Origin of the sequence: Amycolatopsis sp. NBC_01488 (assembly GCF_036227105.1) — a bacterium.
Classification (GTDB): Bacteria; Actinomycetota; Actinomycetes; order Mycobacteriales; family Pseudonocardiaceae; genus Amycolatopsis.
Genome location: NZ_CP109434.1, coordinates 5,973,417 through 5,996,327 on the forward strand (window position 1 = coordinate 5,973,417; position 22,911 = coordinate 5,996,327).

Annotated in this window: 26 protein-coding genes; 13 read left to right on the plus strand and 13 right to left on the minus strand. The window is 70.9% G+C overall.

The features are described from left to right. Nucleotides 1-2 precede the first annotated feature (2 nt). Nucleotides 3-419 carry a nitroreductase/quinone reductase family protein gene (locus OG738_RS28340; RefSeq protein WP_329056865.1) on the plus strand — a complete coding sequence of 139 codons (417 nt, stop codon included), beginning with the start codon at nt 3-5 and terminating at the stop codon, nt 417-419. A 21-nt stretch (nt 420-440) separates the two neighbouring features. Here OG738_RS28340 and OG738_RS28345 read toward each other — a convergent pair whose 3' ends face one another. The 6 genes from OG738_RS28345 to OG738_RS28370 all read right to left on the minus strand — a co-directional run bounded on the left by OG738_RS28345 (nt 441) and on the right by OG738_RS28370 (nt 6,283). Beyond that, nucleotides 441-1,244 carry an ABC transporter permease gene (locus OG738_RS28345; protein WP_329045419.1) on the minus strand — a complete coding sequence of 268 codons (804 nt, stop codon included), beginning with the start codon at nt 1,242-1,244 and terminating at the stop codon, nt 441-443. After that, entirely contained in the window at nt 1,241-2,212 is a 972-nt protein-coding gene (locus OG738_RS28350) for an ATP-binding cassette domain-containing protein (RefSeq protein WP_329045421.1), read from the minus strand. Before OG738_RS28350 ends, OG738_RS28345 begins: the two co-directional genes overlap by 4 nt. A gap of 79 nt (nt 2,213-2,291) precedes the next feature. Further along, nucleotides 2,292-2,801: an OsmC family protein gene (locus OG738_RS28355; protein ID WP_329045423.1), complete on the minus strand. Its 510-nt coding sequence runs from the start codon at nt 2,799-2,801 to the stop codon at nt 2,292-2,294. Between the two features lie 74 nt (nt 2,802-2,875). Next, nucleotides 2,876-5,152 (minus strand): M4 family metallopeptidase, encoded by a 2,277-nt coding sequence (locus OG738_RS28360; protein ID WP_329045425.1) that lies wholly within the window; start codon nt 5,150-5,152, stop codon nt 2,876-2,878. 317 nt (nt 5,153-5,469) lie between these two features. Next, entirely contained in the window at nt 5,470-5,985 is a 516-nt protein-coding gene (gene msrA, locus OG738_RS28365; RefSeq protein ID WP_329045426.1) for a peptide-methionine (S)-S-oxide reductase MsrA, read from the minus strand. 91 nt (nt 5,986-6,076) lie between these two features. After that, the gene (locus OG738_RS28370) at nt 6,077-6,283 is read right to left on the minus strand and encodes a 4-oxalocrotonate tautomerase family protein (protein ID WP_329045427.1); all 207 of its coding nucleotides are present in this window, start codon (nt 6,281-6,283) and stop codon (nt 6,077-6,079) included. Between the two features lie 117 nt (nt 6,284-6,400). Between OG738_RS28370 and OG738_RS28375 the strand changes: the two genes are divergently transcribed. Together OG738_RS28375 and OG738_RS28380 are read left to right on the plus strand one after the other, a co-directional pair. Further along, on the plus strand, nt 6,401-7,078 hold the full coding sequence (locus OG738_RS28375; RefSeq protein ID WP_329045429.1) for a TetR/AcrR family transcriptional regulator: 678 nt from the start codon (nt 6,401-6,403) through the stop codon (nt 7,076-7,078). A gap of 132 nt (nt 7,079-7,210) precedes the next feature. Next, a complete protein-coding gene (locus OG738_RS28380; RefSeq protein WP_329045431.1) occupies nt 7,211-7,594 on the plus strand; it encodes an STAS domain-containing protein in 384 nt (127 codons plus the stop codon). A 258-nt stretch (nt 7,595-7,852) separates the two neighbouring features. On the opposite strand, the gene OG738_RS28385 is transcribed toward OG738_RS28380, so the two are convergent. Both OG738_RS28385 and OG738_RS28390 read right to left on the minus strand, forming a co-directional pair. Next, nucleotides 7,853-8,158, minus strand: a complete 306-nt coding sequence (locus OG738_RS28385) for a hypothetical protein (RefSeq protein WP_329045432.1) — start codon at nt 8,156-8,158, stop codon at nt 7,853-7,855. A 9-nt stretch (nt 8,159-8,167) separates the two neighbouring features. Continuing rightward, nucleotides 8,168-8,404, minus strand: coding sequence for a three-helix bundle dimerization domain-containing protein (locus tag OG738_RS28390; protein ID WP_329045434.1), 237 nt, complete (start codon nt 8,402-8,404; stop codon nt 8,168-8,170). A 148-nt stretch (nt 8,405-8,552) separates the two neighbouring features. Between OG738_RS28390 and OG738_RS28395 the strand changes: the two genes are divergently transcribed. Together OG738_RS28395 and OG738_RS28400 are read left to right on the plus strand one after the other, a co-directional pair. Beyond that, a complete protein-coding gene (locus OG738_RS28395; RefSeq protein WP_329045435.1) occupies nt 8,553-9,476 on the plus strand; it encodes a hypothetical protein in 924 nt (307 codons plus the stop codon). A gap of 65 nt (nt 9,477-9,541) precedes the next feature. Continuing rightward, nucleotides 9,542-9,979 (plus strand): L,D-transpeptidase, encoded by a 438-nt coding sequence (locus tag OG738_RS28400; RefSeq protein WP_329045436.1) that lies wholly within the window; start codon nt 9,542-9,544, stop codon nt 9,977-9,979. On the opposite strand, the gene OG738_RS28405 is transcribed toward OG738_RS28400, so the two are convergent. Further along, complete coding sequence (locus tag OG738_RS28405; protein ID WP_329045439.1) at nt 9,934-10,431, minus strand: hypothetical protein; 498 nt, start codon at nt 10,429-10,431, stop codon at nt 9,934-9,936. The two genes, OG738_RS28400 and OG738_RS28405, sit on opposite strands and share 46 nt — an antisense overlap. An 11-nt stretch (nt 10,432-10,442) precedes the next feature. Continuing rightward, entirely contained in the window at nt 10,443-10,883 is a 441-nt protein-coding gene (locus OG738_RS28410) for a hypothetical protein (protein WP_329045440.1), read from the minus strand. A 111-nt stretch (nt 10,884-10,994) separates the two neighbouring features. Here OG738_RS28410 and OG738_RS28415 point away from each other — a divergent pair, with 111 nt between their 5' ends. Further along, a complete protein-coding gene (locus tag OG738_RS28415; RefSeq protein ID WP_329045442.1) occupies nt 10,995-12,356 on the plus strand; it encodes an NAD-dependent succinate-semialdehyde dehydrogenase in 1,362 nt (453 codons plus the stop codon). Between the two features lie 67 nt (nt 12,357-12,423). Here the strand turns inward: OG738_RS28415 and OG738_RS28420 are convergent, their stop codons facing one another. Continuing rightward, nucleotides 12,424-13,710 carry an ABC transporter substrate-binding protein gene (locus tag OG738_RS28420; RefSeq protein ID WP_329045443.1) on the minus strand — a complete coding sequence of 429 codons (1,287 nt, stop codon included), beginning with the start codon at nt 13,708-13,710 and terminating at the stop codon, nt 12,424-12,426. A 126-nt stretch (nt 13,711-13,836) separates the two neighbouring features. On the opposite strand from OG738_RS28420, the gene OG738_RS28425 reads away from it, so the two are divergent. Next, on the plus strand, nt 13,837-14,859 hold the full coding sequence (locus OG738_RS28425; RefSeq protein ID WP_329045444.1) for a LacI family DNA-binding transcriptional regulator: 1,023 nt from the start codon (nt 13,837-13,839) through the stop codon (nt 14,857-14,859). A 102-nt stretch (nt 14,860-14,961) separates the two neighbouring features. Next, the gene (locus OG738_RS28430) at nt 14,962-15,330 is read left to right on the plus strand and encodes a DUF742 domain-containing protein (protein WP_329045447.1); all 369 of its coding nucleotides are present in this window, start codon (nt 14,962-14,964) and stop codon (nt 15,328-15,330) included. Here OG738_RS28430 and OG738_RS28435 read toward each other — a convergent pair. Then, complete coding sequence (locus OG738_RS28435; protein ID WP_329045448.1) at nt 15,317-16,147, minus strand: alpha/beta fold hydrolase; 831 nt, start codon at nt 16,145-16,147, stop codon at nt 15,317-15,319. The genes OG738_RS28430 and OG738_RS28435 overlap by 14 nt on opposite strands. A 63-nt stretch (nt 16,148-16,210) precedes the next feature. Beyond that, nucleotides 16,211-16,816, minus strand: coding sequence for a TetR/AcrR family transcriptional regulator (locus OG738_RS28440; RefSeq protein WP_329045449.1), 606 nt, complete (start codon nt 16,814-16,816; stop codon nt 16,211-16,213). 32 nt (nt 16,817-16,848) lie between these two features. Here OG738_RS28440 and OG738_RS28445 point away from each other — a divergent pair, with 32 nt between their 5' ends. The 5 genes from OG738_RS28445 to OG738_RS28465 all read left to right on the plus strand — a co-directional run bounded on the left by OG738_RS28445 (nt 16,849) and on the right by OG738_RS28465 (nt 22,862). Beyond that, entirely contained in the window at nt 16,849-17,709 is an 861-nt protein-coding gene (locus OG738_RS28445) for an SDR family NAD(P)-dependent oxidoreductase (RefSeq protein WP_329045450.1), read from the plus strand. A 105-nt stretch (nt 17,710-17,814) separates the two neighbouring features. After that, a complete protein-coding gene (locus OG738_RS28450; protein ID WP_329045452.1) occupies nt 17,815-19,140 on the plus strand; it encodes a purine-cytosine permease family protein in 1,326 nt (441 codons plus the stop codon). A gap of 19 nt (nt 19,141-19,159) precedes the next feature. Continuing rightward, nucleotides 19,160-20,701 (plus strand): hydantoinase/oxoprolinase family protein, encoded by a 1,542-nt coding sequence (locus OG738_RS28455; protein ID WP_329045453.1) that lies wholly within the window; start codon nt 19,160-19,162, stop codon nt 20,699-20,701. After that, nucleotides 20,701-21,771, plus strand: a complete 1,071-nt coding sequence (locus tag OG738_RS28460; RefSeq protein WP_329056867.1) for a DUF917 domain-containing protein — start codon at nt 20,701-20,703, stop codon at nt 21,769-21,771. Before OG738_RS28455 ends, OG738_RS28460 begins: the two co-directional genes overlap by 1 nt. After that, nucleotides 21,768-22,862 (plus strand): DUF917 domain-containing protein, encoded by a 1,095-nt coding sequence (locus tag OG738_RS28465; RefSeq protein WP_329045455.1) that lies wholly within the window; start codon nt 21,768-21,770, stop codon nt 22,860-22,862. The genes OG738_RS28460 and OG738_RS28465 overlap by 4 nt, the downstream gene beginning before the upstream one ends. The last annotated feature ends 49 nt before the right edge of the window (nt 22,863-22,911 follow it).

Sequence of the window (22,911 nt, forward strand, 5' to 3'; positions counted from 1 at the left end):
CGATGGACGTCCGCGAGACGAACCGCCGCGTGATCGACCAGTTCCGGGCGGGCGGCGAGGTCGACGGGATGCACCGGGAGCGGCTGCTGCTGCTCACCACGACGGGCCGCCGCACGGGCGAGACCCGCACGGTCCCGATGATGTACCACCGCGACGGCGAGCGGCTGCTGGTGGTGGCGTCCAACATCGGGGCACCGAAGCACCCGGACTGGTACCTGAACCTCGCGGAGGACCCGCGGGTGACGGTGGAGGTGGACGGCCGGAAGTTCGCGGCGGAAGCGCTGCCGCTGCTGGGCGCGGACTACGTGCGGACGTGGACGGAGCTGGAGAAGCACTACCCGTTCCTGGCCGACCACGCGGCGAAGGCTCGGCAGGCCAAGCGGGTCATCCCGATCGTGGAACTGTCCGAAGAGGACTGACGCAGTCCTCTTCGGACCGTCCTACTTGCTCGCCACCCGCCGGTACTTCGCCGTCGCCAGCGGGGCGAACACCGCGATGATCGCCACGCAGCACAGGATCGCGTACAACGCCGCGTTCTCCGCCGGCCAGCCCGACGGTGGTGCGCCGAAGCGGTTGCCGAACAGGTCGCGCGTGGCGTTGATCACCGCCGTGAACGGGTTCCAGTCCGCGATCGCCTTGAGGAACGGCGGGAGCGTCTGCGTCGGGACGAACGCCGACGAGATGAAGCTCAGCGGGAACATCCAGATCAGGCCGAGGCTCTGCGCCACCTCGACGCTGCGCGCCGCCAGCCCGATCAGCGCGCCCACCCAGGACAGCGCCCACGCGAACATCAGCATCACCAGGTAGCCCAGCAGCGCGTCCCCGAAGCTGCCGCGGATGCGCCAGCCCACGATCAGCCCGCACGCCGACATCACGACCAGCGCCACCACGCTGACCACCAGGTCGGACGTCGTCCGGCCGAGGACCACCGCGATGCGGGACATCGGCAGCGAGCGGAACCGGTCGATGATGCCCTTCTGCAGGTCGTTGGCGAAGCCGATGACGGTGAACGCCGAGTTGAACGCCACCGTCTGGGCGAAGATCCCCGCGATGAGGAACTCGCGGTAGGCCGCGCCGCCCGCTTCGCCGCCGATCGCGTTGCCGAAGACGTAGGCGAACAGCAGCACGAACATGATCGGCTGCAGGGTCGCGGCCATCAGCCAGTCGGGGTTGCGGCGGACGTTCATCAGGTTGCGCCACGTGATGATGCCGCCGTCGGAAATGCCCTTCGCGAGCGTGTTCACTTGGCCACCTCCTCGGCCGGCTCGGCGCCGTGGCCGGTCAGGGACAGGAAGACGTCGTCGAGGGTCGGCCGGTGCAGGGCGACGTCCTGGACGGCGATGCCCTGGCCGTCGAGCCGGCGCAACGCCTCGATGAGCGCCTTCGGCCCGGTGTCGACGAGGATCTCCGCGCGCCGCGTGTGGTCGTCGCCGGACGGCTCGCCGGTGCCCACCTCGCGCAGCACCTCGAGGGTGGCCGGCAGGTCCGCGGCCGAGGCGACGACCAGCTCCAGCCGCTCGCCGCCGATCTGGGCCTTGAGCTCGTCGGCCGTGCCGCGCGCGATCACCCGGCCGTGGTCGATCACCACGATCGAGTCGGCGAGCTGGTCAGCCTCTTCGAGGTACTGGGTGGTCAGCAGCACGGTCGTGCCGTCGGCGACCAGTTCCTTGATGACGCCCCAGGTGTCGAGCCGCCCGCCCGGGTCGAGGCCGGTGGTCGGCTCGTCGAGGACGACGACGGTCGGCTCGGCGACCAGCGCCCCGGCGAGGTCGAGCCGCCGCCGCATGCCGCCCGAATAGCCCTTGGCCGGCCGGTCGGCGGCCTCCTCGAGCGCGAACCGCGCCAGCAGCTCGCGGGCGCGCGAGCGGGCCGCGGACTTCCGCCGTCCGTAGAGCCGTCCGACCATGTAGAGGTTTTCGAAGCCGGTGAGGTTCTCGTCGACGGCCGCGTACTGGCCGGACAGCCCGATCCGCTGCCGCACCTCGTCGGGCTGGGTCAGGACGTCGTAGCCGGCCACGCGCGCCTCGCCGGAGTCCGGCCGCAGCAGCGTCGTCAGGATGCGGACCGTCGTGGTCTTCCCGGCGCCGTTCGGGCCGAGCAGGCCGAGCACGCGCCCGGCCGGGATGTCGAGGTCGACGCCGTCGAGCGCGCGGGTCGAACCGTAGGTCTTGACGAGCCCGCGCACCTGGACGGCGCTGTCCGGTTCCGGCATGGCGGTTCCCCTCTCGGTGACACCGCCAAGCTAGGCCACGCTGTCTGCTTTGTCCTCCGGGTTTCTCCCTGAGGGGAAATTACTTCGCCGCGAGCGTGACGGCGAACTCCGGCGGCGTCCGCAGCGTCTGGAACACCACGCAGTAGCGCTCGGTCAGCTTCTCGAGCGTGGCGAGCTGGTCTTCGGCAGCGTCGGTGTCCAAAGCGAACGACAGCCGGATCGCGCGGAAGCCCACCGGCGCGTCCTTCGCGACGGCGAGGGTGCCGCGGAAGTCGAGATCGCCTTCGGCCCGGACCCGGCCGCCGCGCACTTCGAGGCCCAGCGACGTCGCCACCGCCCGCAGTGTCACGCCGGCGCACGCGACGAGCGCTTCGAGCAGCATGTCGCCGGAGCAGGCGAGGGTGCCGTCGCCGCCGGTCGCCGGGTGCAGCCCGGCTTCGACGACCGCGCGGCCGGTTTCGACCTTGCAGGAGATGCCGAGAGCGGCAAGCTCGGCGTCCGCGTGCAGCGTGACGAGTGCGGTTTCGGGCCGCTCCCGATACTGCTCCTTCAACGGCGTTTGGGTCGCGCGCAGCGTTTCGGCATCCATGCGCCGATTCTGCTCCGGAAAACGAAGAAGCGGGGAGATCGGTCGCCCGGTCTCCCCGCGTCAACGGTCCAGCGTCAGCTCAGGGTGACGGCCACGTCGTCGATGACGAACGAGGTCTGCAGCGAGCTGTCCTCGGTGCCGCTGAAGTTCAGCGCGAGGGTGCCGCCGGCGGCCGACGAGACGTCGATCGTCTTGAGCGCGTACCCGGACGCCTTGTTCAGGTTGGAGTAGCTGCCGAGGGTGGTGCTGCCGTTGGTCACGGTCAGCTTGTCGTAGGCGGTCGTGGTGGTCGTCTCCGCCGTGTCGATGTGCAGGTAGAACGTCAGGCTGGCGTGGCAGCCGGCCGGGATGCTCACCGACTGCGCGACCGACTCGGTGTGCGTGGAGCCGTACCCGTCGAGCCAGGCGCTGTAGGTGCCGCCGTGCGCCGCCTCACCAGAGGAAGCCCACTGGCCGATGGCACCGGTCGTGCCGGTCCAGCTGCCGCTGCCCGATTCGAAGCCGCCGTTGACGATCTTCTGGCCGGAGCAGCCGCCGGTGGTCCCGACGGTCCACGTGAACGACGCCGTGCCGGTCTTGTTCGCCGCGTCCTTCGCCGTCACCGTGACGCTCGAGCTGCCCGCGGTGGTCGCGGTGCCCGAGATCGTGCCGGTGGAGGCGTTGATCGACAGGCCGGCCGGCAGGCCGGTGGCCGACCAGGTGTACGGCGCGGTGCCGCCCGAGGCCGACAGCGGCAGGTTCACCGCGGAGCCGGTCGTGGTCGACTGGTTGCCCGGGTTCGAGACGGTGACCGTGCCGGTCGCCGAGCACGTCGGGTCACCCGACTGCGCCGGCACGCTGATCGCGTCCCACGCCGCCTTGACGGTGTTGAACTCGGTGCAGCTGCCCGGGAACAGGTTCTTCGCCGCGGTCAGCGTCCAGGTGCGGTACTTCAGGTACGAGCTGCCGGTGGTCTTGAGCAGCATCGCGTTGTAGAAGATCTTCACCGCGTTCTGCACGCCGAGGCCGGTGATCGTCGAGCTGTTGCACGTGGGGCTGGTCGGCTGGCCGTTGGTCGGGTTGGTGCCTTCGGCCAGCAGGTAGAACCAGTGGTTGCCGGGGCCGGCGGACGCGTGCACCTCACCGCTGGGGACGGAGCTGTCGTAGCAGTTCTTGTCGCCCAGCGCCGACGGGTTGTACATGTTGCGGATCGGGCCGGAGCCGACCAGGTTGATCTGCTCGCCGACGAGGAAGTCCGGCGTGTCGTACGGCGCCGGCTCGTTCGCGAACCACTCGGTCGAGGCGCCGAAGACGTCCGCGACGAACTCCTGCGTGCCGTTGCCGGAGATGCCGCCCGGGGTGTGGTCGTCGATGCCGTGGCCGTGCTCGTGCGCGACGACGTCGATCGAGCCGATCCACTGGTTCTGCGAGTTGTGACCGATCTGGACCTGGGTGCCGTCGTAGTAGGCGTTCTCGTCGGCCAGGCCGACGCGGATCGGCCAGCCGCCGCCGTTGCCGTCGAAGCTGTTGCGGCCCAGCCACTGCGAGAGCATCTTGTTCTCGGTCTGCGCGGCGAAGAGCGCGTCGACGCAGCCGGTCTCCCGGCTGGTCGCGTTGCCGGTGCCCCAGGAGTCGTCCGGGCCGCTGAAGGTGGTGTTGTTGGCCGCGTCCTGGCAGGACGTGTTGGTGATGGCCGGGTCCTTCATCGTGTACGTGCTGCCCGAGTGCGTGGTGTCGAGGTGCACCGGGTTCGGGCCGTTCCACGCGCTGGTGCCGTCACCGTTCATGACGTGCTCCTGCGTGTGGAGCACCTTGCCGGTGGCGGCGTCGACGATGACGTCGAGCCGGCTCGGCCCTTCGGCGTCGCGGCCGACGACGGTGCTCTTCCACGCGAGGGCGGGCGTGCCGAGCGCGTAGACGACCTGCTGCGCCGGGCTCACGCTGTCCACGGCGGACAGCTGCTGCCGCGCGGTCGCCTCGGCCGCGGCCTTCGTCACCTTCGCGGTGGTCGAGGCGAGGTTGATCGTCTGGTCCTGCGCAACGGAGGTGCCGAGCACCTGGCCCGTCGAGTTGGTCGCCACGACGAAGTCGCCGCCGACGACCGGCAGGCCCTTGTAGCTGCGCTCGTAGGGGATGTACTTGAGCCCGTTGGTGGCGGAAATCGCTTTCTGGGCCAGGAAGACGTCGTCCGAGCTGGCGTGCAGCGCGGCGGGCCTGCCGGCCACGAGACCGGCCGCCGCGCTGACGGCCAGGGTCTGGGCGTCGGGGGTGGCGTTCGGGGTCGTGGGCTGGGCCTGGGCGGCGGTGGTCGTGCACATCGCGGCGATCAGCGCGCCGCTCGCGGCCAAGACGAGGGGACGTCTCAGTTGCATCGAAGGATCTCCTCCGGGCAGGGCGAACCCGGCCCGGTACAGGCCGGGCCGAGAACGGGGGACGGGAAAACGGTGCTGCTTGGCGGAAACCAGAATCCGGCGCCGAAGGCTCGTGAACAAGCGACTAACGTACGGTCTTATCTACTGAACGCAATACTTCTCAAAACAGACATTACTCGCTTTTGGGATCGCCGGGCCTGACTGTCCACTCAGGACTGAGCGGAGATCACCGCCGTTCGGGTGATCTTTCTCGCATCCGAAACGACGAAGGCCCCTTCGCCGGGAATCGGCGAAGGGGCCTTCGTGGTACGAGCGGGTCAGGCGGTCTTCTCGCGCTTCGGGAGCTTCCAGCCCGGGCGCACGAAGTGGCACGTGTACCCGTTCGGGATGCGCTGCAGGTAGTCCTGGTGCTCCGGCTCGGCCTCCCAGAAGTCGCCCACCGGGGCGACCTCGGTGACGACCTTGCCCGGCCAGAGCCCGGAGGCGTCGACGTCGGCGATCGTGTCCTCGGCGACGCGCTTCTGCTCGTCGTTTTCGAAGAAGATCGCCGACCGGTAGCTCAGGCCGATGTCGTTGCCCTGGCGGTTCTTCGTCGTCGGGTCGTGCACCTGGAAGAAGAACTCGAGCAGGTCGCGGAACGTCGTCCGCGCCGGGTCGTAGACCACCTCGATGGCCTCGGCGTGCGTGCCGTGGTTGCGGTAGGTGGCGTTCGGGACGTCGCCGCCGCTGTAACCGACCCGGGTCGAGATCACCCCGGGCTGACGGCGGAACAGCTCCTGCATGCCCCAGAAGCAGCCGCCGGCCAGGACGGCCCTCTCGGTTGACGTGGTCACGGCGTCACTCCTTCTCCTCGTGTGGTGCTGCCACCTGTACAACTTCGGTGGTCAGCCGATGATTCCACGCGGGGATTACGGAAGCCTGACGTCAGCCGGCCTGGAGCTTCGCCAGGGTGAGCACGTCGCCGCCGATGCCCCAGCCGCCGTCGGCGACCTCCTCGACCAGCACCATCGTGTTCGCGCGGGCGCGGTCGCCGTAGATCTCGGCGTACAGGTCGGTGGTGCGGGTGACGAGCAGCTCCTTCTGCTCCGGGGTGAGGGTGCCGGCGGGGACCTTGAAGTTGGCGAACGGCATGTCGTGTCCTTCGTGTTATCGGTGTTGTCGTCCTTGCGTAATCGACGTTAACAGAAGCGGCGAACCGGCGCTACCCCATGCTTGATATCGCTGATACCCGCTGCTAGCGTCCCTCTCGTGGACTCTCGAACGCGGATCCTGGAGGCGGCCGCCGACCTGCTGTCCCGCTCGGCCGACTTCTCCACCCGGGCGGTCTGCGAGGCCGCGGGCGTCGGCGCGCCCGCGCTGTACCGCCAGTTCGGCGACAAGGACGGCCTGCTCGCCGCCGTCGTCGACCGCGGGTTCGAGCAGTACCTCGACGGCAAGCGGGCCGCGAAGCCGTCCGAAGACCCGGTGCGCGACCTGCGCGACGGCTGGGACAACCACGTCGCGTTCGCGCTCGGCCACCCCCACCACTACCGCCTGATGTACTCGGGCCTGTCGACGCCGCCGGGCGCGGCGGCCGAGGCACACGCCCTGCTGCTCGCGGTCCTGGAGCGCTGCGCGGCCGCCGGACGGCTGAAGCTGCCGCCGCCGCTCGCCGCGCAGATGGTGATGGCGGCCAACGCGGGCGTCGCGCTGTCGATGATCACCCGCCCGGAGCTCTACCCGGTCCCCGGGTTTTCGGTGCGGGTGCGGGAAAGCGTGCTCGCGGGCGTCCTCGCCGAGGACCGGCCGGAGGCCGACGGCGTCGCGGCCACGGCGACGGCGCTCGCCGCCCGGCTGCCCGAGACGGTGCCGGGCGACCTGACGGCGGCCGAGGTGACGGTGTTGCGGGAGTGGCTGGCGCGGCTGAGCCTCCACAGTGGACACTGAGCCGGACGGCCCTGCCCGTTGGACCGTCTGCGCGGACGGCGTCTCGGTTTTGCGTTCCGGGGCGCGATGACGGGGCGGTGAGTGGGACGATGGCCCGGGGGCCGCCCCGATCCGGCCCCGGGGAGGCGCTCCATGCGCGACCGGAACCCGGCCGTCGCGGAACGGACCAGCGGCGTGCTGGTCGTCGAGATCCGCGGCGAGCTGGACATCGCCACCGTGGTGCGGTGGACGACGGTGATCGAAGCCGCCATCTGCGAGCTGCCGGAGCCGCACCTGCTGGTGCTCGACCTCGGGTCGCTGGAGTTCCTGTCGGCGCGCGGCGTCCGGGGGCTGCTGGAGGCGATGGAGTGCTGCCAGGAGCGCGGGATCGCCGGCTGCCTGATCATCACCCCGGGCAGCGTCGCCGCCCGGGTGGTGCGCCTGACGGGACTCGCCGACCGGTTCCGGGTGTTCCCGAACCGCCTGACGGCGATCGCCGCCAGCCAGCCGGTCGAGATGCGCTGGCTACCCGGCTGACACCGAGGTACCCAGCTTGCCAACTCGCGTACCGGGATGGACGACTCGCGCGCTTGGGCGGTCGGCTTGCGTACCCGGGCGGTCGGCATGCGCGCCTGGGCAGTCGACTCGTCTACCGAGCCAGTCGGCTCGCGTGCCTGGGCGGTCGGCTTGCGCGCTTGGGCGGTCGGCTCGCGTGCCCAGCCGCACGACAGGGCTCGGTGTCGAGGTTCCGCCGCGTCGTCGGTCCCGGTACGCGGGTCGTCCGGTGCGGTCGGGCTACTCGCCGCGCATCGAGCGGCGGATCTCGGCGAGCCGGTCCTTGGCCGCCTGGTCGCGGTCGGCGATCTTCTTGTCGAGCGCTTCGGCGGTGTTCTCGGTGCCCAGCCCCGCGACGTCGGCGGCGCCCAGCGACGTCGTGTAGCGGTTCTCGATCTTGTCGCGCACGAAGTCGAAGCTGGGCACCCCGCCCTCGCTGTAGTCCGGGTCCGGCAGCGGCGGCGAAGGGATCGCCAGGGCGGCGGTCGGCGTCTCGTCGACGAGTTCGCCGTCCACGACGTTCGGGTCGTCCTGGGGCTTGTCCATCTCCCGACTTTAGCGCCGGTGCCGGCCCGCCGGGTCCGCCAAGGACGCACGGACGGCCCGTTCGACGAGGATCGGGACGAAGGCGTGGATCCGCGCTTCGCCGAAGCGCTGCCGCTCTTGTTCGACGAGGGAGTGGACCGAGCCCCGGTCCAGGCCCGTGTAGTCCTGGCGCAAGCGGTCTTCGACCACGTGCAGCTGCAGGTCGAGTTGTTCGGACGCGATCGTGTCGAGCGTCTGGGTAGTCATGACGGGTTAGTACCGCACCAGAAGAACCCAGGGTGAACGGAAGATGAACGACAGCTGAGAGTCGGCCAGTGGGTAATTCGGCCGTGGGGCGGCGCGGCCCGGTGGGGAATTCTCGACGCGCACAGCCGGTGTCCGGAGGGAGCGAACCATGAGCGCCGGGGCCTACCGCGCCGAAACCACCGAAATGGGGACGGTCGCCAAGGCGGTCGAAGAAGTCGGGTCGTCCTTCCTGTCGACCACCCGTGACCTGGAAGGCCTGGTGCTGGACGCGATGTCGTTCGCCGGCATCGGCAGCGGGGTCGCCGCCGCGAACTCGGCGTTGCACTCTTCGCTGGGCAGCGCGCTGCAGAAGTTCCTGAGCCTGATCACGAACGTGAACCAGAACGTCCAGACGGCCGCGAACGGCTACAACGCGGCCGACTCCGACGTCGCGCAGGCCTACGGTGGCGGCCGGCAGACCGCCCAGACCGCCCAGGGCGGCGGGGGAGCGGCGGCCGCGGCGGCACCGCCGCAGCTCGACCCCCGCGTCGTCGACTCGATCATGCGCTCCGAAGGCGCGACGGGTGAGCAGGGCGGCGTGCCCGAGGCGTACGGCTTCCGGCAGAACATGCACAACGGCTACGACCGGATCATCGCCGCGCGCGAGCAGTACGGCATCGGCAGCGCGGAGGAACGCGCGGTCGTCTCGGACCTGATGACCGCGAACGCGCGCACCGCGGGCGCGCTCAACTTCACCGATCCCGGCGCCCAGGCCGCGGTCATGTCCGGCGCGCACATGCGCGGCGCCGGCGGCGTCCGCGCGATCCTCAACCACATGGCGGGCGACGACATCGTCCGCAGCTCGAACACGATCAGCGACGCGGCGGTCCAGCACGCGCAGGTCCTCACGCCCGAGCAGTTCCAGCAGGAGTTCCACGACGCGCGCATCGAGTACGACCGGCAGATCTACGGCGACACGACCACGCGCCAGGGCGGCCACACGGCGAACTGGTGGGACCGTTACGGCAATGGCCTGACCCAGCGCTATGACCGCGAGCAGAACGAGTTCCTCCAGTTGTCGCAACCTCGATAGCGGTTCGAAGATCGGGAAACGGGGCATCCTACATCGCGTAGCCGAACGACCACGGGAGGCACACGATGAACCGGAGGATGATCGCACTACTGGGCGGGGTCGCCGCGATGGCGGGGACCATGGCTTTCGCCGGTACGGCCGAAGCGGCGTCGACGCCGTGCAGTGCCGAAGCGAAGGCCTGCGTCCAGCGCAGTTCGAATACCGCGTGGCTGACGGACGGCGCCGGCCACGTCACCTACGGCGGGGTCCCGATCACGGTCGGGCTGGCGAAGTACCCGACCCCGCTCGGGACGTTCCACGTGCAGTACAAGGACATCGACCACTACAGCAAGCAGTTCCACGGGCCGATGCCGTACTCGGTGTTCTTCACGACCACCGGCGTGGCGTTCCACCAGGGCAGCCTGAAGGTGAAGTCGCACGGGTGCGTGCACCTTTCGCACGCGTCCGCGGTGACGTTCTACAACGCGCTGCAGCCCGGTGACCTCGTCCAGGTCGTGCCCTGATCCGTCCCTTGTGGACGGTCCAGGAGCGCGCCGGTGACGGCGCCGAAGACCAGGTGGTCCAGGACCTGCGGGACGCGGGGAAGCGTCCGCACGGTCGGGTAGGCCCGGCCGGCGACGCCCAGGTCCAGCGCCGCGATCACCAGTCCGGCCGCCGCGCCCCGCAACGCACCGAGGCGGTGGCGGCGGGCGGTCGCGGCGAGGACCCCGGTCCAGGCGGCCGAGACGAGCACGTGCGCGACCAGCCCGGCGGCGACGCCGGGCCGGTCGCGCCGGCCGGGGAGCAGGGTGCCCGCGGCGCGGGTCGCGGCGAGCACGTCGCGACCGGTGAAGAGGGCATGGGCGGTCGACGGTATCCCGCTCACCACCGCGGCGACCGCTCCCGCACGGAGGGCGCGGCGGATCCCCGCGTTCGTGAACGACACCGCGTCGGATGGCAGGAAAGCGTCGTCCACGACGGTTCAGCTCACTCCGCCGCCAGGTAGGCGGCGACCCGGATCCGCAGCCCGCGGACGTGCGGCAGCGTGATGGTGAACTCCTCCGCGGGCCGGTATCCCGGCCATGGATCACCGTGCGTGCACGGGCCCGCGAAGTAGACAAAGCCGTCTTCGTCGTCGTAGCGCCCTGGTGACCAGCGTGCCGCGTCGCCGGCGCGGCCATCGGCGCACGCGGCCCGGGCGATCCAGTACGCCTCGTGCTTCATGACGCGGCGCAGCTGCGCGGCGAATCCCGGCAGCTCGGGCTCCGGCAGGCCGAGACCGCGGCTGCTCCAGACGCGCGGGGCGCGTTCAGACGCCCGCCCGGGACACCCGAACGTCACCGCGCCGCCCGCGTAGCGGCGGGTCCAGTGGCCGGTTTTCCTTGCCAGGGCGGAGAAAGCGGATCCGCCGGTGAGTTCCAGCGTCATGGGAGAACGATAGTCGATCACCCGGTGACGGGTACCGCCGCGCGGGTGTCGATCACGGATCTCATGGTGTATACAGTATGCAGTAGGCTACCGTGGGCAGAGGAGACCGCCATGTATTCCGTCACCAACCCCGCCACCGGTGAACTCGTGGAGGAGATCCCGAACGCGACCGACGAGGAGGTCCGCGCCGCGATCGATCGCGTCCACGGCGGGTTCGCGGCCTGGCGCGCCCGGCCGATCGCCGAACGGGCCGCGATCGTGCTGCGCGCGGCGGAGCTGTTCGCCGAACGCGCCGACGAGCTGGCCGCGGTCATGACCCTCGAAATGGGCAAGCGGATCAACGAAGGCCGCGGCGAGGTCGGCGTCGTCGTCGACATCTTCCGGTACTACGGCGAGCAGGGCCCGCAGCTGCTGGCCGACGAGCCGATCCCGATCCGGAGCGGCGAGGCCGTGCTGACCAAGGAGCCGATCGGGGCCCTGCTCGGGGTCATGCCGTGGAACTTCCCGGCCTACCAGGTCGCCCGGTTCGTCGCGCCGAACCTGGTGCTGGGCAACACGATCCTGCTCAAGCACGCGTCGATCTGCCCGCGCTCGGCGGCGGCCATCGAGAGCGTGCTGCGGGACGCCGGCGTGCCGTCGGATGCCTACGTGAACGTGTTCGCGTCGAGCCGGCAGGTCCCGTGGATGCTCGCCGACCCGCGCCTGGTCGGCGTCTCGCTGACCGGCAGCGAGCAGGCCGGCATCTCCGTCGCGGCCGAAGCCGGGCGGAACCTCAAGAGGTGCGTCCTGGAGCTGGGCGGGTCCGACCCGCTGATCGTGCTGGACACCGCCGACCTCGACGAGACGGTCAAGGTCACCGCGACCGCCCGGATGCGCAACTGCGGCCAGTCGTGCAACGCGCCCAAGCGGATGATCGTGCTGGGCGAGCTCTACGACGAATTCGTCGACCGGCTCGCCAAGCGCGTCGCGGAGTACTACGTGCCGGGCGACCCGGCCGACCCGTCGACGACACTGCCGCCCCTGGCCACGATCGCGGCGGCCGACGAGGTGGCGGCCCAGGTCGAGACGGCGATCCGCGAAGGCGCGACCCTGCGCGCGGGCGGCCGCCGGGTGCCGGGCCCGGGCGCATACCTCGAGGCGACGGTCCTCACCGACGTGACGCCGGAAATGGCGGCGTACCACGAGGAGATCTTCGGCCCGGTGGTCCTGGTCTTCCGCGCGGAGACGGAGGAGGAGGCGATCGCACTGGCCAACGACACGCCGTTCGGCCTGGGCGCGAGCGTGTTCGGCACGGACCGCGAACGAGCGGTCCGCGTGGCCCGGCAGATCGAGGCGGGGATGGTCTACCTCAACAAGTCGGGTGGGTCGGAGGCGGACCTGCCGTTCGGTGGGATCAAGCGGTCGGGCATCGGACGGGAGCTGGGACCGCTGGGTATCGAAGAGTTCATGAACAAGAAACCCATCCGCCTGTGAGTGGTGGGTGGGGAACGGGGCCAAGTCCGGCCGTTCCCCACCCACGACCCCGCCCCGGCGGGAATGCCTACGGGATGATGCCCTTGGAGTTCAGTGCGTCCGTCAACCGGTCGCGCAGTTCGGTCGCCGTGGCCTGGACGTCGATCTCCGCCGGGGGTGACAGTACCTTCGAGATCACCGTCGAGAGGTTCTGGTACGCCGGGGTCAGCGGGCGGACCGCCGCGTTCGTCAGGGCCGCCTGGATGTCGCCCTTCATCGGGTACTGGTCGGCCATCGTCGGGTTTTCCTTCGCGTCCGGCGGTTTGGCCGGGTCCAGTGGTGCGTTGTCGCGGTAGATCGACGCGATGCTCGGCGGGATACCGTCGACCAGGGCCTGATACTTCTGCGAAGTCGCGTTGCGCAGGCACAGCGCCGCTTCGAACGCCTCCGGCTTGTGCTGCGAGTACGTGGAGACCGCCAGGTTGAACCCGCCGATCGTGACGCGGCTGGGCCGGCCCGCCACCACTGACGGGTACCGCGTCCACTTGAAGTGCGTCAGGTCCTGCGGCTTCTCCTTGGCGTAGGAGGCGTAGACGAACGGCCAGTTCAGCTCGGTCGCCGCCTGGCCGCGCTGGAACGCCTGGCGGATGTCGTCCTCCTTCTGGTTCGTCAGCGACGGGTCCGTGATCCCCGCCGTCGTGAGCTTCTTCAGCAGCTCCAGCGCGCGGACGGCACCGTCGTCCAGCACCACGGACTTGCCGTCGTCGGAGAGGATGTGGCCGCCCGCGGAGGCGACGAGCGTGTTGTAGAAGACGACCAGGCCTTCGTACTGCGCGCCGGTGAACACGACCTGGTACGGCTTCCCGGCGGCCTTCAGCTGCTGCGCCTGCGACATCAGCTCGTCGAACGTCTTCGGCGGCGATGGCGTGATCCGGTCGTCGTACCAGAGCAGCTGGACATTCGTGTTCTTCGTGGCGCCGTAAAGCTTTCCGTTCCACTTGGCGGTGGCCAGCGGCCCGGGCAGCACGTCCCGGGTGGCCGCCGCCGCGTTCGCGCCGGTCCACTCCTGCGCCCAGCCCGCCTCGGCGAACTCCGGCACCCACGTGACGTCGAGGCCGAGCACGTCCAGTGACGTGTCCCCGGCGGCGAGCCGCCGGACCATCTGTTCACGTTGGCCGTCCGCGCCGCGCGGCAGCTTGTTGTAGACGATCTTGTACCGGCCCGCGGCCTCCTGCGTGCACCGGTCGACCACCGTCTGGAGGTGATCCTCCGGCGAGATGTACAGGTTGATCGTGAGGCCGGCGGCCGAGGAGCACGCCGCCAGCGCGGTGGCGGCGAGCAGGGTCGCACCGGTGAGGGGAAGGAGCTGGCGCATGTCGGCCTCCTTGCCGGACAGGCGACGCATTGCAAGCGCTTGCATCGATGATTAGCCTCAATGAAGGGCACTGTCAATGGCAGGGACGCGAACGGTTGCAAGCGCTTGCAACGAATGGGGCAGGAGATGCCGGAGAAGCTCGACGACGTGGCGCGGCTCGCCGGCGTCTCGGCGGCGACCGTGTCGCGGGCCCTGCGCGGGGTGCGCGGGGTCGCCGACGGCACGCGGACCCGGGTGCTCGCGGCCGCCGCGGAGCTCGGGTACGCCATCTCGCCTGCCGCGTCGAGCCTGGCCACCGGCCGGACCGGGACGGTCGGCGTGATCGTGCCCTACGTCGACCGCTGGTACTACGCGCGGATCATCTCCGGCGTCGAGCGGGTGCTGCGCGACGCCGGGACCAGCCTGCTGCTCTACAACCTCGGCGACGACCCGGGCCGTCAGCGGTTCTTCGCGACCCTGCCGGTGCGCCGCCGGGTCGACGCGGTGCTCGTGCTCTCCCTCCCCCTGACCGAGGCGGAACGCGAACTGCTGCTGGGCCTCGACGTCCCGCTCGTCACGATCGGCACCGAGGAGCCCGGCGCGGACTCCGTCGGGATCGACGACCACGCGGCCGCCGTCACGGCCATGCGACACCTCGTCCAGCTGGGTCACCGCGAAATCGCGTTCATCGGCGAGAGCGATCCGATCCCGCTGGGGTTCACGACGCCGTTGCGGCGGCTGGCGGCGTACCGCGAGGTCTACCACGCGGTGTGCGGGGAGGACGGCCGCGAGCCGGAAGCCGCGTTCGAGACCGCCGGCGGGTTCACCGTCGCGGGCGGGGAACGCGCGATGGGCGCCCTGCTCGGCCTGCCCCGCCGGCCGACCGCCGTGTTCGCCGCGTCGGACGAGATGGCGTTCGGCGCGCTGCGGACGCTCCGCCGCGCCGGGCTGCGGGTGCCGGAGGACGTCTCGGTGCTCGGGTTCGACGACCACGACCTGGCCGACCTGCTCGAACTGAGCACGGTCGCGCAGCCCGTCGCCGAGCTGGGCGAGCGGGCCGGGCGGCTCCTCGTGACGCGATTGTCCGGTGGAAAAATCGCGACATCGCCGTCGATTCTTGGGACCCAACTAGTCCTTCGCGGCAGTACCGCTCCGCCCAGAAGGTTCTGACCTGCGCTTTTTCCGGCGTTGCTCTGTTCGGTCGATTGCGGCCTACTCGATCTTTCGGTCAAATAATCGCCGACAAGGATTAATCGCCGTGAGGAGCTGGCTGTGCACTGGGGGTCCGTGCTCGAAGAAGGCGGTGCGGGGATGGTCCGCCCGTACTTCCGCACCCATGGCCGAACACGCCCGACCCGCGACCTGCCGGTCGAGACGCTGGTGTCGATCACCCAGCGCGGGCGGGCCGTGGTGCGGGGGAGCACGCAGGAGGAGACCGAGATCTGCGCGCTGTTGCGCACTTCGCAGTCGGTCGCCGAGGTCGCCGCGCGGCGGCGGATCCCGCTGGGGGTGGCGCGCGTCCTGCTGTCCGATCTGGCGGACCGGGGGATCGTCGCCGTGCACAGCGCCCGGAAGGGGTCGGGGAACCGGCCGAGCCTCGAGCTGATGGAGCGCATCCTCCACGGCCTCAGCCGGCTGTGAACTCCCGGACCAGCCGGGCGAACTCGGCCGGCTGGTCGAGCGGAATCAGCGTGTAGCTGTCGTCGACCTCGACGAGCTTTCCCTTGGGCAGCAACGCGACCAGCCGCGCACCGTGCTCGGGGGGCATCACCCGGTCCTCGTGGGCCCAGACCACCAGTGCCGGCCGGTCGAACGACGGCAGCCGTTCCGCCGCCTCCACCAGGATGTCCGGCGTCTCGGCCGCCGCCCGCAGCACGCGGACCGTGTCGCGGCGGACGGAAGCCTGGCTCAGCAGCGGCCGGATCCAGCCGGCGGACACCGCGTCACCGCGCTTGGTCAGCCAGCCGAACGCGATCGGCAGCCGGCGCACCGCGCGCAGCCGCATCTGCTGCATGAACACCCCGAACAGCCCCGGCGACAGCTTCCCGGCCAGGAAGAGCGTCTTGCCGGTGAGCCCGGGCGGGAAGTTGTCGAACGCGTCGCACGACGCGAGCACCACGCGGCTCACCCGGGATTCGCCCGCCACCATCAGCAGCTGCACCAGCGCGCCTCCGGTGTCGACGCCGACCAGCGTGACGTCCCTCAGGTCGAGGCGCTCGAGGAGTTCCGCGAGCAGGGCCGCGATCCCGGGCAGCGACAGGTCCGCGTCCGGGTGCATCGGGTGCCGGTGCGCGCCCAGCGGCAGCGTCGGGACGACGCAGCGGTGCTCGGGCAGCCCGGTGACCGGGCCGTCCCACAGCGTGCCGTCCATCAGCAGGCCGTGGACGAAGACGACGACCGGACCCGGCCCGCCCGTGTCGGTGTATTCGACGGTTCCCGCGGACAGCTCGACCTGCATCCCGGCCTCCCAGTGAGTTCCCCCGAGCAGAAGTGAACCACGTGGTTCGCAAGCTGTCGAGGCTCAGGAAGCCGTCTCCTCCCGTTCGACCGCGCGCAGCAGCGCCGCGAACCCGGCGGCCGCGCCGGTGCCGTCCGAGCTGGTCAGCAGGTCGACGAGGAAGCCGCGCAGCGTCGCGAGGATCATCGACGCGACTTCGTGTTTCCGCTGGTCCGGCCACTCCACCGGGCAGAACGACACCAGGGTGGGCAGGTACTGCTGGGACGCGCCGTGGCCGAGCGCCGCGTACCGGCCCGGGTCGTACATCGCCAGGCCCATCGCCTGGTCGAGCACGCGCCGCAGCTGCGTCTCCTCGTCGCGCAGGCTCTCCCAGGCCGCGCGGACCCGGCCGGCCAGCGTCGACGACGAGGCGGCGACCGCGGTCAGCGCGTTGCCGATTCGCCGTTCACGCAGGGAGAAGACCACCTGCCGGAGCAGGTCCTCGACGCCGTCGAAGTGGTAAAGCAGCACCTTGTGCGTGGTCCCGGCCGACTTCGCCGCGCGCCGCAGCGAAAAGTCGACGAGACCGTTCTCGGCGACGTCGTCGGTGATCCTCGCCAGCAGCTCCCGGCGCCGGGCCTCGCCGCGGGCCGAACCGGCCGATCGCCGGTAGCCGGTAGCGTTGTCCATGCGGGACAGCTTGGCACGGGGAGGGGACGTTCATGCGGGTGCTGGTGACCGGGGGCAACGCCGGGATCGGCTATTTCGCCGCCGAACAGCTGGCTTCGGCGGGCGCGGAGGTGGTGATCGGCAGCCGCGACCCGGCGAAGGCGGAGGCCGCGAAGACCGCCATCCGCTCGCGAGTCGCCGGGGCGAAGGTCGAGCACGTCCGGCTCGACCTCGCCGACCTGGCGTCGGTCGGCGCCGTCGATCCCGGCGAGCTCGACGCCGTCGTCTGCAACGCCGGGGTCATGCTCGACCACCCGCCCCGCCGCGAGACGCCGGCGGGGCACGAGCTGATGTTCGGCACCAACCACCTCGGCCACTTCGCGCTGGTCGCCCGGCTGATGCCGCGGCTCGCGCCCGACGCGCGCATCGTCACTACGGGCAGCTTCGCGGCGAAGTCCGCGAAGCTCGACTTCGCCGACCTTCAGAGCGAACGCGACTACGTCCCGAAGCGCGCGTACGAGCGCTCGAAGCTGGCCCAGATGGTCTTCGCGCTCGAACTCGACCGGCGGCTGCGCGAAGCCGGCTCGAAACGGCTCAGCGTGGTGGCCCATCCCGGCGGCGCGCTCGACTCGCTGACGCCGTCGCGGCCGCCCGTGCACGTCCGCACCGCGGCGCAGTGGCTGCGCGGCCTCCCGGCCCGGATCGCCTTGCAGGGCAAGGACGCCGGCGCGCGGCCCGCCGTCCGCGCGGTGCTCGGCCCGGACGTCACCGGCGGTCAGCTGTGGGGCCCGCGCGTGTTCGGCCTGCGCGGCCGCCCCCGCCTCGAGGAGCGCTGGGCGAACCTGACCGACGACGCCGCCCGGCGGCTTTGGACCGAAAGTGTCACGCTGACCGAAGTGGACCCACTGGTCTGAATGCACAGTGCTGACGTCGCGGCTGTGCACATCGCACGGTGACGCCACCGGGACCGCTGCCTACGGTGCGGGGAACCGTTCCCCTTCCCGGATTAGGAGGTCGGCGTGGCCTCATCAGTCGGTGTCGATGACTATGCCCTCACCAGAGTGCCGGACCACGCCCGGTACTCGTGGTGGTCGGTCGCCGTCCAGCGGTTCGGCCAGGTGTCCGCCCTGTCCCAGTTCCTGCTCGGAGCCACCGTCGGCTTCGGGATGAGCTTCTGGCCGGCGGTCCTGGCGTTCACGCTCGGCTCGGTCATCCTGGAGCTCATCACGATCCTCGTCGGCGTCATCGGCGTCCGCGAAGGTCTGTCCACGTCCATGATCGCCCGCTGGACCGGCTTCGGCCGCGGCGGCTCGGCGCTCATCGGGCTCGCCATCGGGATCAGCCTCATCGGCTGGTTCGGCATCCAGTCGGCCGTCTCCGCGCAGGGTCTCGTCTCGCTCATCGGCGGCCTGCCGGAATGGGGCTGGGCGCTCGTGTTCGGCCTGCTCGTCACCGCGATCGTGGTGCGCGGCTTCCACTCCATGACCTGGACGGCGTACCTGACCGTGCCGGCCTTCCTGATCCTGGTCGGCTGGTCGATCATCTCCGAGCTGACCCGCCACGACTTCGGCACGCTCGTCTCCTCGGCCGCGCCCGGGCCGTCGCTGAGCCTGCTGCAGGGCACCACGCTGGTGGCGGGCGGCTTCATCGTCGGCGCCGTCATCACCCCGGACATGACCCGCTTCAACCGCACCACCGCCGACGTCGTCAAGCAGACGCTCGTCGGGATCACCCTCGGCGAGTACGTCATCGGCCTGTCCGGCGTGCTGCTCGCGCACGCCGTCGGCACCGCCGGGATCACCACGATCGTGACGTCGTCGGTCGGCTGGATCGGCCTGCTGATCGTCATCGCGGGCACGATGAAGATCAACGACTGGAACCTGTACTCGTCGGGTCTGGGCGTCGTGAACTTCATCGGCACGGTGTCCGGGCGCAAGGCCCACCGCGGCTTGGTGACCGCCGTGCTCGGTGTTGCGGGCAGCCTGCTCGCCGCGGCCGGGATCCTGGCCAAGTTCACCGACTTCCTCACCGTGCTGGGCGTCGCGTTCCCGCCGATCGCCGGGATCATGGTCGCCGAATACTTCGTCGTGAAGAAGTGGCGCGGGGACCTGGAAAGCGCCCGGGCGCGGGGAACCGTGCCCGAGGACGCGCCCGTGTGGGTGCCCGCGACCCTCGTCGTCTGGGTCGCCGCGGCGCTCTTCGGGGAGTTCGTCGAATGGGGCCTGCCGAGCATCAACTCGCTCGTCGTGGGCTTCGTCCTGTACGTCGTCGCCGGGAAGCTCGGCCTGGTGCGGGGGATCGGCAGCAGCCGGACCGCCGACGCCGAGCCCGCCCCGGCCGTCTGAGTCCTTAAGGAGAATCTTCGTGCGCATCGGCATCGACGTCGGCGGCACCAACACCGACGCTGTCCTGCTCGACGGCCGTCAGGTGCTCGCCTCGGTCAAGACCAGCACGACCGCGGACGTCACCTCGGGCATCGTCGCCGCGATCGACGGCCTGCAGCGGCAACGCGCGTTCGATCCGGCGGCGGTGCGGGCGGTGATGATCGGCACCACGCACTTCATCAACGCCCTCGTCGAGGCCCACCGGCTCGCGCCCACCGCGGCCGTGCGGCTCAGCCTGCCGGCCGGGGCGTCGCTGCCGCCGATGGTCGACTGGCCGCAGCGGCTGGTCGACGCGGTGTCCGGGCGCAGCTACCTCGTCCACGGTGGACACGAGTTCGACGGCCGGCACATCGCGGAGCTCGACGAGAGCGAGCTGCGCAAGGCGGCCGACGACATGGGGGAGGCGGGGGTGCGCAGCGTCGCGATCACCTCGGTCTTCTCCCCGGTCAACGCCGAGTTCGAGACCCGCGCGGCCGAGATCATCGGCGCGCAGCTGCCGGACGTCGCGATCTCGCTGTCCCACGAGATCGGCCGGATCGGCTTGCTGGAGCGGGAAAACGCGACGGTGATCAACGCGGCGCTGCGCGAGCTGGCCGCGCACATCGTCGACGGGCTGTCCGCGTCGGTCACCGGCGCGGGCATCACCGCACCGCTGTACCTGAGCCAGAACGACGGCACGCTGATGGACGTCGACTTCGCCCGCCGCTACCCGGTGGCGACCTTCGCGTCGGGTCCGACGAACTCGATGCGCGGCGCGGCCGTGCTGTCCGGTTTGGACACCTGCGCGGTGGTCGACGTCGGCGGCACGACGTCGGACGTAGGCGTGCTGCGGCAAGGGTTTCCGCGCGAGGCGACCACCGACGTCAGCGTCGCGGGCATCCGCACCAACTTCCGGATGCCGGACGTCCTGTCGATCGGCATCGGCGGGGGCAGCCGGGTGCGCGGGAACGTCACCGTGGGCCCGGATTCGGTGGGCTACGAGCTCACGTCCAAGGCGCTGGTCTTCGGCGGCGACACGCTCACCGCGACCGACATCGCGGTCGCGGCGGGCCGCGCCGACATCGGGGACGCGTCGCTCGTGTCGCATTTGGACCGCTCGCTGGTCCGGGCGGCGCTGGACCGCATCGCCGCCGACGTGTCCGATGTGGTCGAACGGATGCGGACGTCCGCCGAGCCGCTGCCGGTGGTCGCGGTCGGCGGTGGCTCGGTGCTGCTGCCGGACGAGCTGGCCGGGTGCGGTGCCGTGCACCGGCCCGAGAACTACGCCGTGGCCAACGCGATCGGCGCAGCCATCGCGCAGATCGGTGGCGAGGTCGACCGCGTCTACGTGATCGAGCCGGGCCGTCGTGAAGCCGTCGTCGAGGAGGCGAAGCAGGAGGCCGTCGACCGCGCGGTCGCCGCCGGGGCGTCACCGGCGTCGGTCGGCATCGTCGACTTCGACGAGGTGCCCATCCCGTACCTGCCCGGCAACGCCACGCGCATCCGCGCCAAGGCCGTCGGCGACCTGCAGCTGGGGGCGTGATGCGCGAGATCACCGAGCACGACCTGGACGACATCGCCCGCGGTGCCGCCATCCTCGGCACCGGGGGCGGGGGCGATCCGTACATCGGCCGGTTGCTCGCGCTCTCGGCCGTGCGCACGCACGGTCCGGTGCCGCTGGTGCCGCTCGCGGAGGTGGGTGACGACGCCGTCGTGCTGCCGGTCGCGATGATGGGCGCGCCAACCGTCATGGTGGAGAAGCTGCCTTCGGCCGAGCAGGTCGGGCTCGCGGCCCGCACCCTCGCCGGCTACCTCGGCAAGGAGCTGACGCACATCGCGTGCGCCGAGGCGGGCGGCGTCAACTCGCTGATCCCGGTCGTCGCGGCCGCGCAGCTCGGCCTCCCGCTGGTCGACGCCGACGGCATGGGGCGCGCGTTCCCCGAGCTGCAGATGGTACTTCCCACACTGTATGGAATCCGTGCCACTCCGATGTCGATCGCCGACGAAAAGGGCAACCGCGGAGTATTGGATACAGTCGACAATCGCTGGGCGGAGCGCCTGGCGCGCTCGGCGACCATCGACATGGGCTGCTCGGCGATGATCAGCAACTACGCGATGACCGGCGGGCAGGCGCGGGAGTCGCTGGTGCCCGGCACGCTCAGCCTGTGCGCCGAACTGGGTGCCCTGGTGCGTTCCGCGCGTGCTTCTCACGAGGATCCCGTCGCGCAGGTCGTTTCCCGGCTGGGTGGGCGGCGGCTGTTCAGCGGCAAGGTCGTCGACGTCGCCCGCCGGACGGTCACCGGGTTCGCCCGCGGTGAGGCCCGGCTGTCCGGAATGGACGGTGACGCCGGCGCCGAACTCGTGCTGCGGTTCCAGAACGAGCACCTGGTGGCCGAGCGCGACGGCGTCGTCGAGGCGTCGGTGCCCGACCTGATCTGCACGCTGGAACGCGAGTCCGGCGAGGCCGTCACGACCGAGGGCCTGCGGTACGGCCAGCGCGTCACGGTCATCGCCGCGCCGGCCGACCCGCGCTGGCACACGCCGGAGGGCATCGCACTGGCCGGGCCGCGGTACTTCGGCTACGACATCGACCCGATCGGAGTCGCCGGGTGAGCTGGACCCTGACCGAAGCCGACCTGCCCGACCTCGCGCGCGGCGCCGCCGTGCTCGGTACCGGCGGGGGCGGCGACCCGTACGTCGGCCGGCTGCTCGTGCGCGAAGCCATCCGGGAGCACGGGCCGATCACGATCCTTGATCCGTCCGAAGTGGACGACGAGGCGCTGGTGATCCCGACCGCGCAGATGGGCGCGCCGACCGTCGTGCACGAGAAGCTGCCCAACGGCGCCGAGCCGGTGCTGGCGCTGCGGACGCTGGAGAAGCACCTCGGCCGGTCCGCGGACGCGACCATGCCGATCGAGTGCGGCGGCATCAACTCGATGATCCCGCTGCTGGTCGGGGCGCGGCTCGGGCTGCCGGTGGTCGACGCCGACGGCATGGGCCGGGCGTTCCCGGAGCTGCAGATGGAGACGTTCGGCGTATACGGTATCCCGGGCTCGCCGATGGCGATCGGTGGGGAGCGCGGCGAGACGACGGTGATCGACACCGGCGCGGACAACCGGCGGATGGAGTGGCTGGCCCGCGGCGTCACCATCCGGCTCGGTGGGGTCGCGCACATCGCCGAGTACGCGATGAGCGGCGCCGACGTGAAGCGAACTGCCGTGCCGCAAACGCTTTCACTGGCGTTGACGGTGGGCCGGACGATCCGGGAAGCGCGCTCCCGCAACGAGGACCCGGTTTCACGGCTGGCCGCCGCGCTGCTCGAGACGCCGTACCAGCACCTGCGCGTGCTGTTCCGCGGCAAGGTGTCCGATGTGGAGCGCCGGACCGAGGCGGGCTTCGCACGCGGACGTGCCGCGGCGGTCTCGTTCGACGGCTCGAGCAAGCTGGAGATCCTGTTCCAGAACGAGAACTTGCTGGCCACAGTGGACGGTTCCGTGCGGTGTCTCGTGCCCGACCTGATCTGCGTGCTGGAATCGGCGACCGCTGAGCCGATCACCACCGAGACGCTGCGGTACGGCCAGCGCGTCACCGTCGTCGGCATCTCGACCCCGCCGCTGATGCGCACTCCGGAGGCCCTGGACACCTTCGGCCCGGGCGCGTTCGGGCTGCCGCACCCGTTCGTCCCCGTCGAGGAGATCGGGTGAGGTGGCCCGGCGTGCTTCGGCGGTGGGCGCTTCGCTGCCCTCGACCGCG

Bases quoted from the DNA above. Each gene is read 5' to 3' on its own strand.
- OG738_RS28435 (WP_329045448.1), bottom strand. From the start codon at position 16,147: ATGCAGGTCGAGCTGTCCGCGGGAACCGTCGAATACACCGACACGGGC.
- OG738_RS28360 (WP_329045425.1), bottom strand. From the start codon at position 5,152: ATGCAACTGAGACGTCCCCTCGTCTTGGCCGCGAGCGGCGCGCTGATC.
- OG738_RS28370 (WP_329045427.1), bottom strand. From the start codon at position 6,283: ATGCCGTTCGCCAACTTCAAGGTCCCCGCCGGCACCCTCACCCCGGAG.
- OG738_RS28380 (WP_329045431.1), top strand. From the start codon at position 7,211: ATGCGCGACCGGAACCCGGCCGTCGCGGAACGGACCAGCGGCGTGCTG.
- OG738_RS28340 (WP_329056865.1), top strand. From the start codon at position 3: ATGGACGTCCGCGAGACGAACCGCCGCGTGATCGACCAGTTCCGGGCG.
- OG738_RS28425 (WP_329045444.1), top strand. From the start codon at position 13,837: ATGCCGGAGAAGCTCGACGACGTGGCGCGGCTCGCCGGCGTCTCGGCG.
- OG738_RS28400 (WP_329045436.1), top strand. From the start codon at position 9,542: ATGAACCGGAGGATGATCGCACTACTGGGCGGGGTCGCCGCGATGGCG.
- OG738_RS28410 (WP_329045440.1), bottom strand. From the start codon at position 10,883: ATGACGCTGGAACTCACCGGCGGATCCGCTTTCTCCGCCCTGGCAAGG.
- OG738_RS28420 (WP_329045443.1), bottom strand. From the start codon at position 13,710: ATGCGCCAGCTCCTTCCCCTCACCGGTGCGACCCTGCTCGCCGCCACC.
- OG738_RS28415 (WP_329045442.1), top strand. From the start codon at position 10,995: ATGTATTCCGTCACCAACCCCGCCACCGGTGAACTCGTGGAGGAGATC.
- OG738_RS28390 (WP_329045434.1), bottom strand. From the start codon at position 8,404: ATGACTACCCAGACGCTCGACACGATCGCGTCCGAACAACTCGACCTG.
- OG738_RS28460 (WP_329056867.1), top strand. From the start codon at position 20,701: ATGCGCGAGATCACCGAGCACGACCTGGACGACATCGCCCGCGGTGCC.
- OG738_RS28445 (WP_329045450.1), top strand. From the start codon at position 16,849: ATGCGGGTGCTGGTGACCGGGGGCAACGCCGGGATCGGCTATTTCGCC.
- OG738_RS28395 (WP_329045435.1), top strand. From the start codon at position 8,553: ATGAGCGCCGGGGCCTACCGCGCCGAAACCACCGAAATGGGGACGGTC.
- OG738_RS28385 (WP_329045432.1), bottom strand. From the start codon at position 8,158: ATGGACAAGCCCCAGGACGACCCGAACGTCGTGGACGGCGAACTCGTC.
- OG738_RS28355 (WP_329045423.1), bottom strand. From the start codon at position 2,801: ATGGATGCCGAAACGCTGCGCGCGACCCAAACGCCGTTGAAGGAGCAG.
- OG738_RS28350 (WP_329045421.1), bottom strand. From the start codon at position 2,212: ATGCCGGAACCGGACAGCGCCGTCCAGGTGCGCGGGCTCGTCAAGACC.
- OG738_RS28440 (WP_329045449.1), bottom strand. From the start codon at position 16,816: ATGGACAACGCTACCGGCTACCGGCGATCGGCCGGTTCGGCCCGCGGC.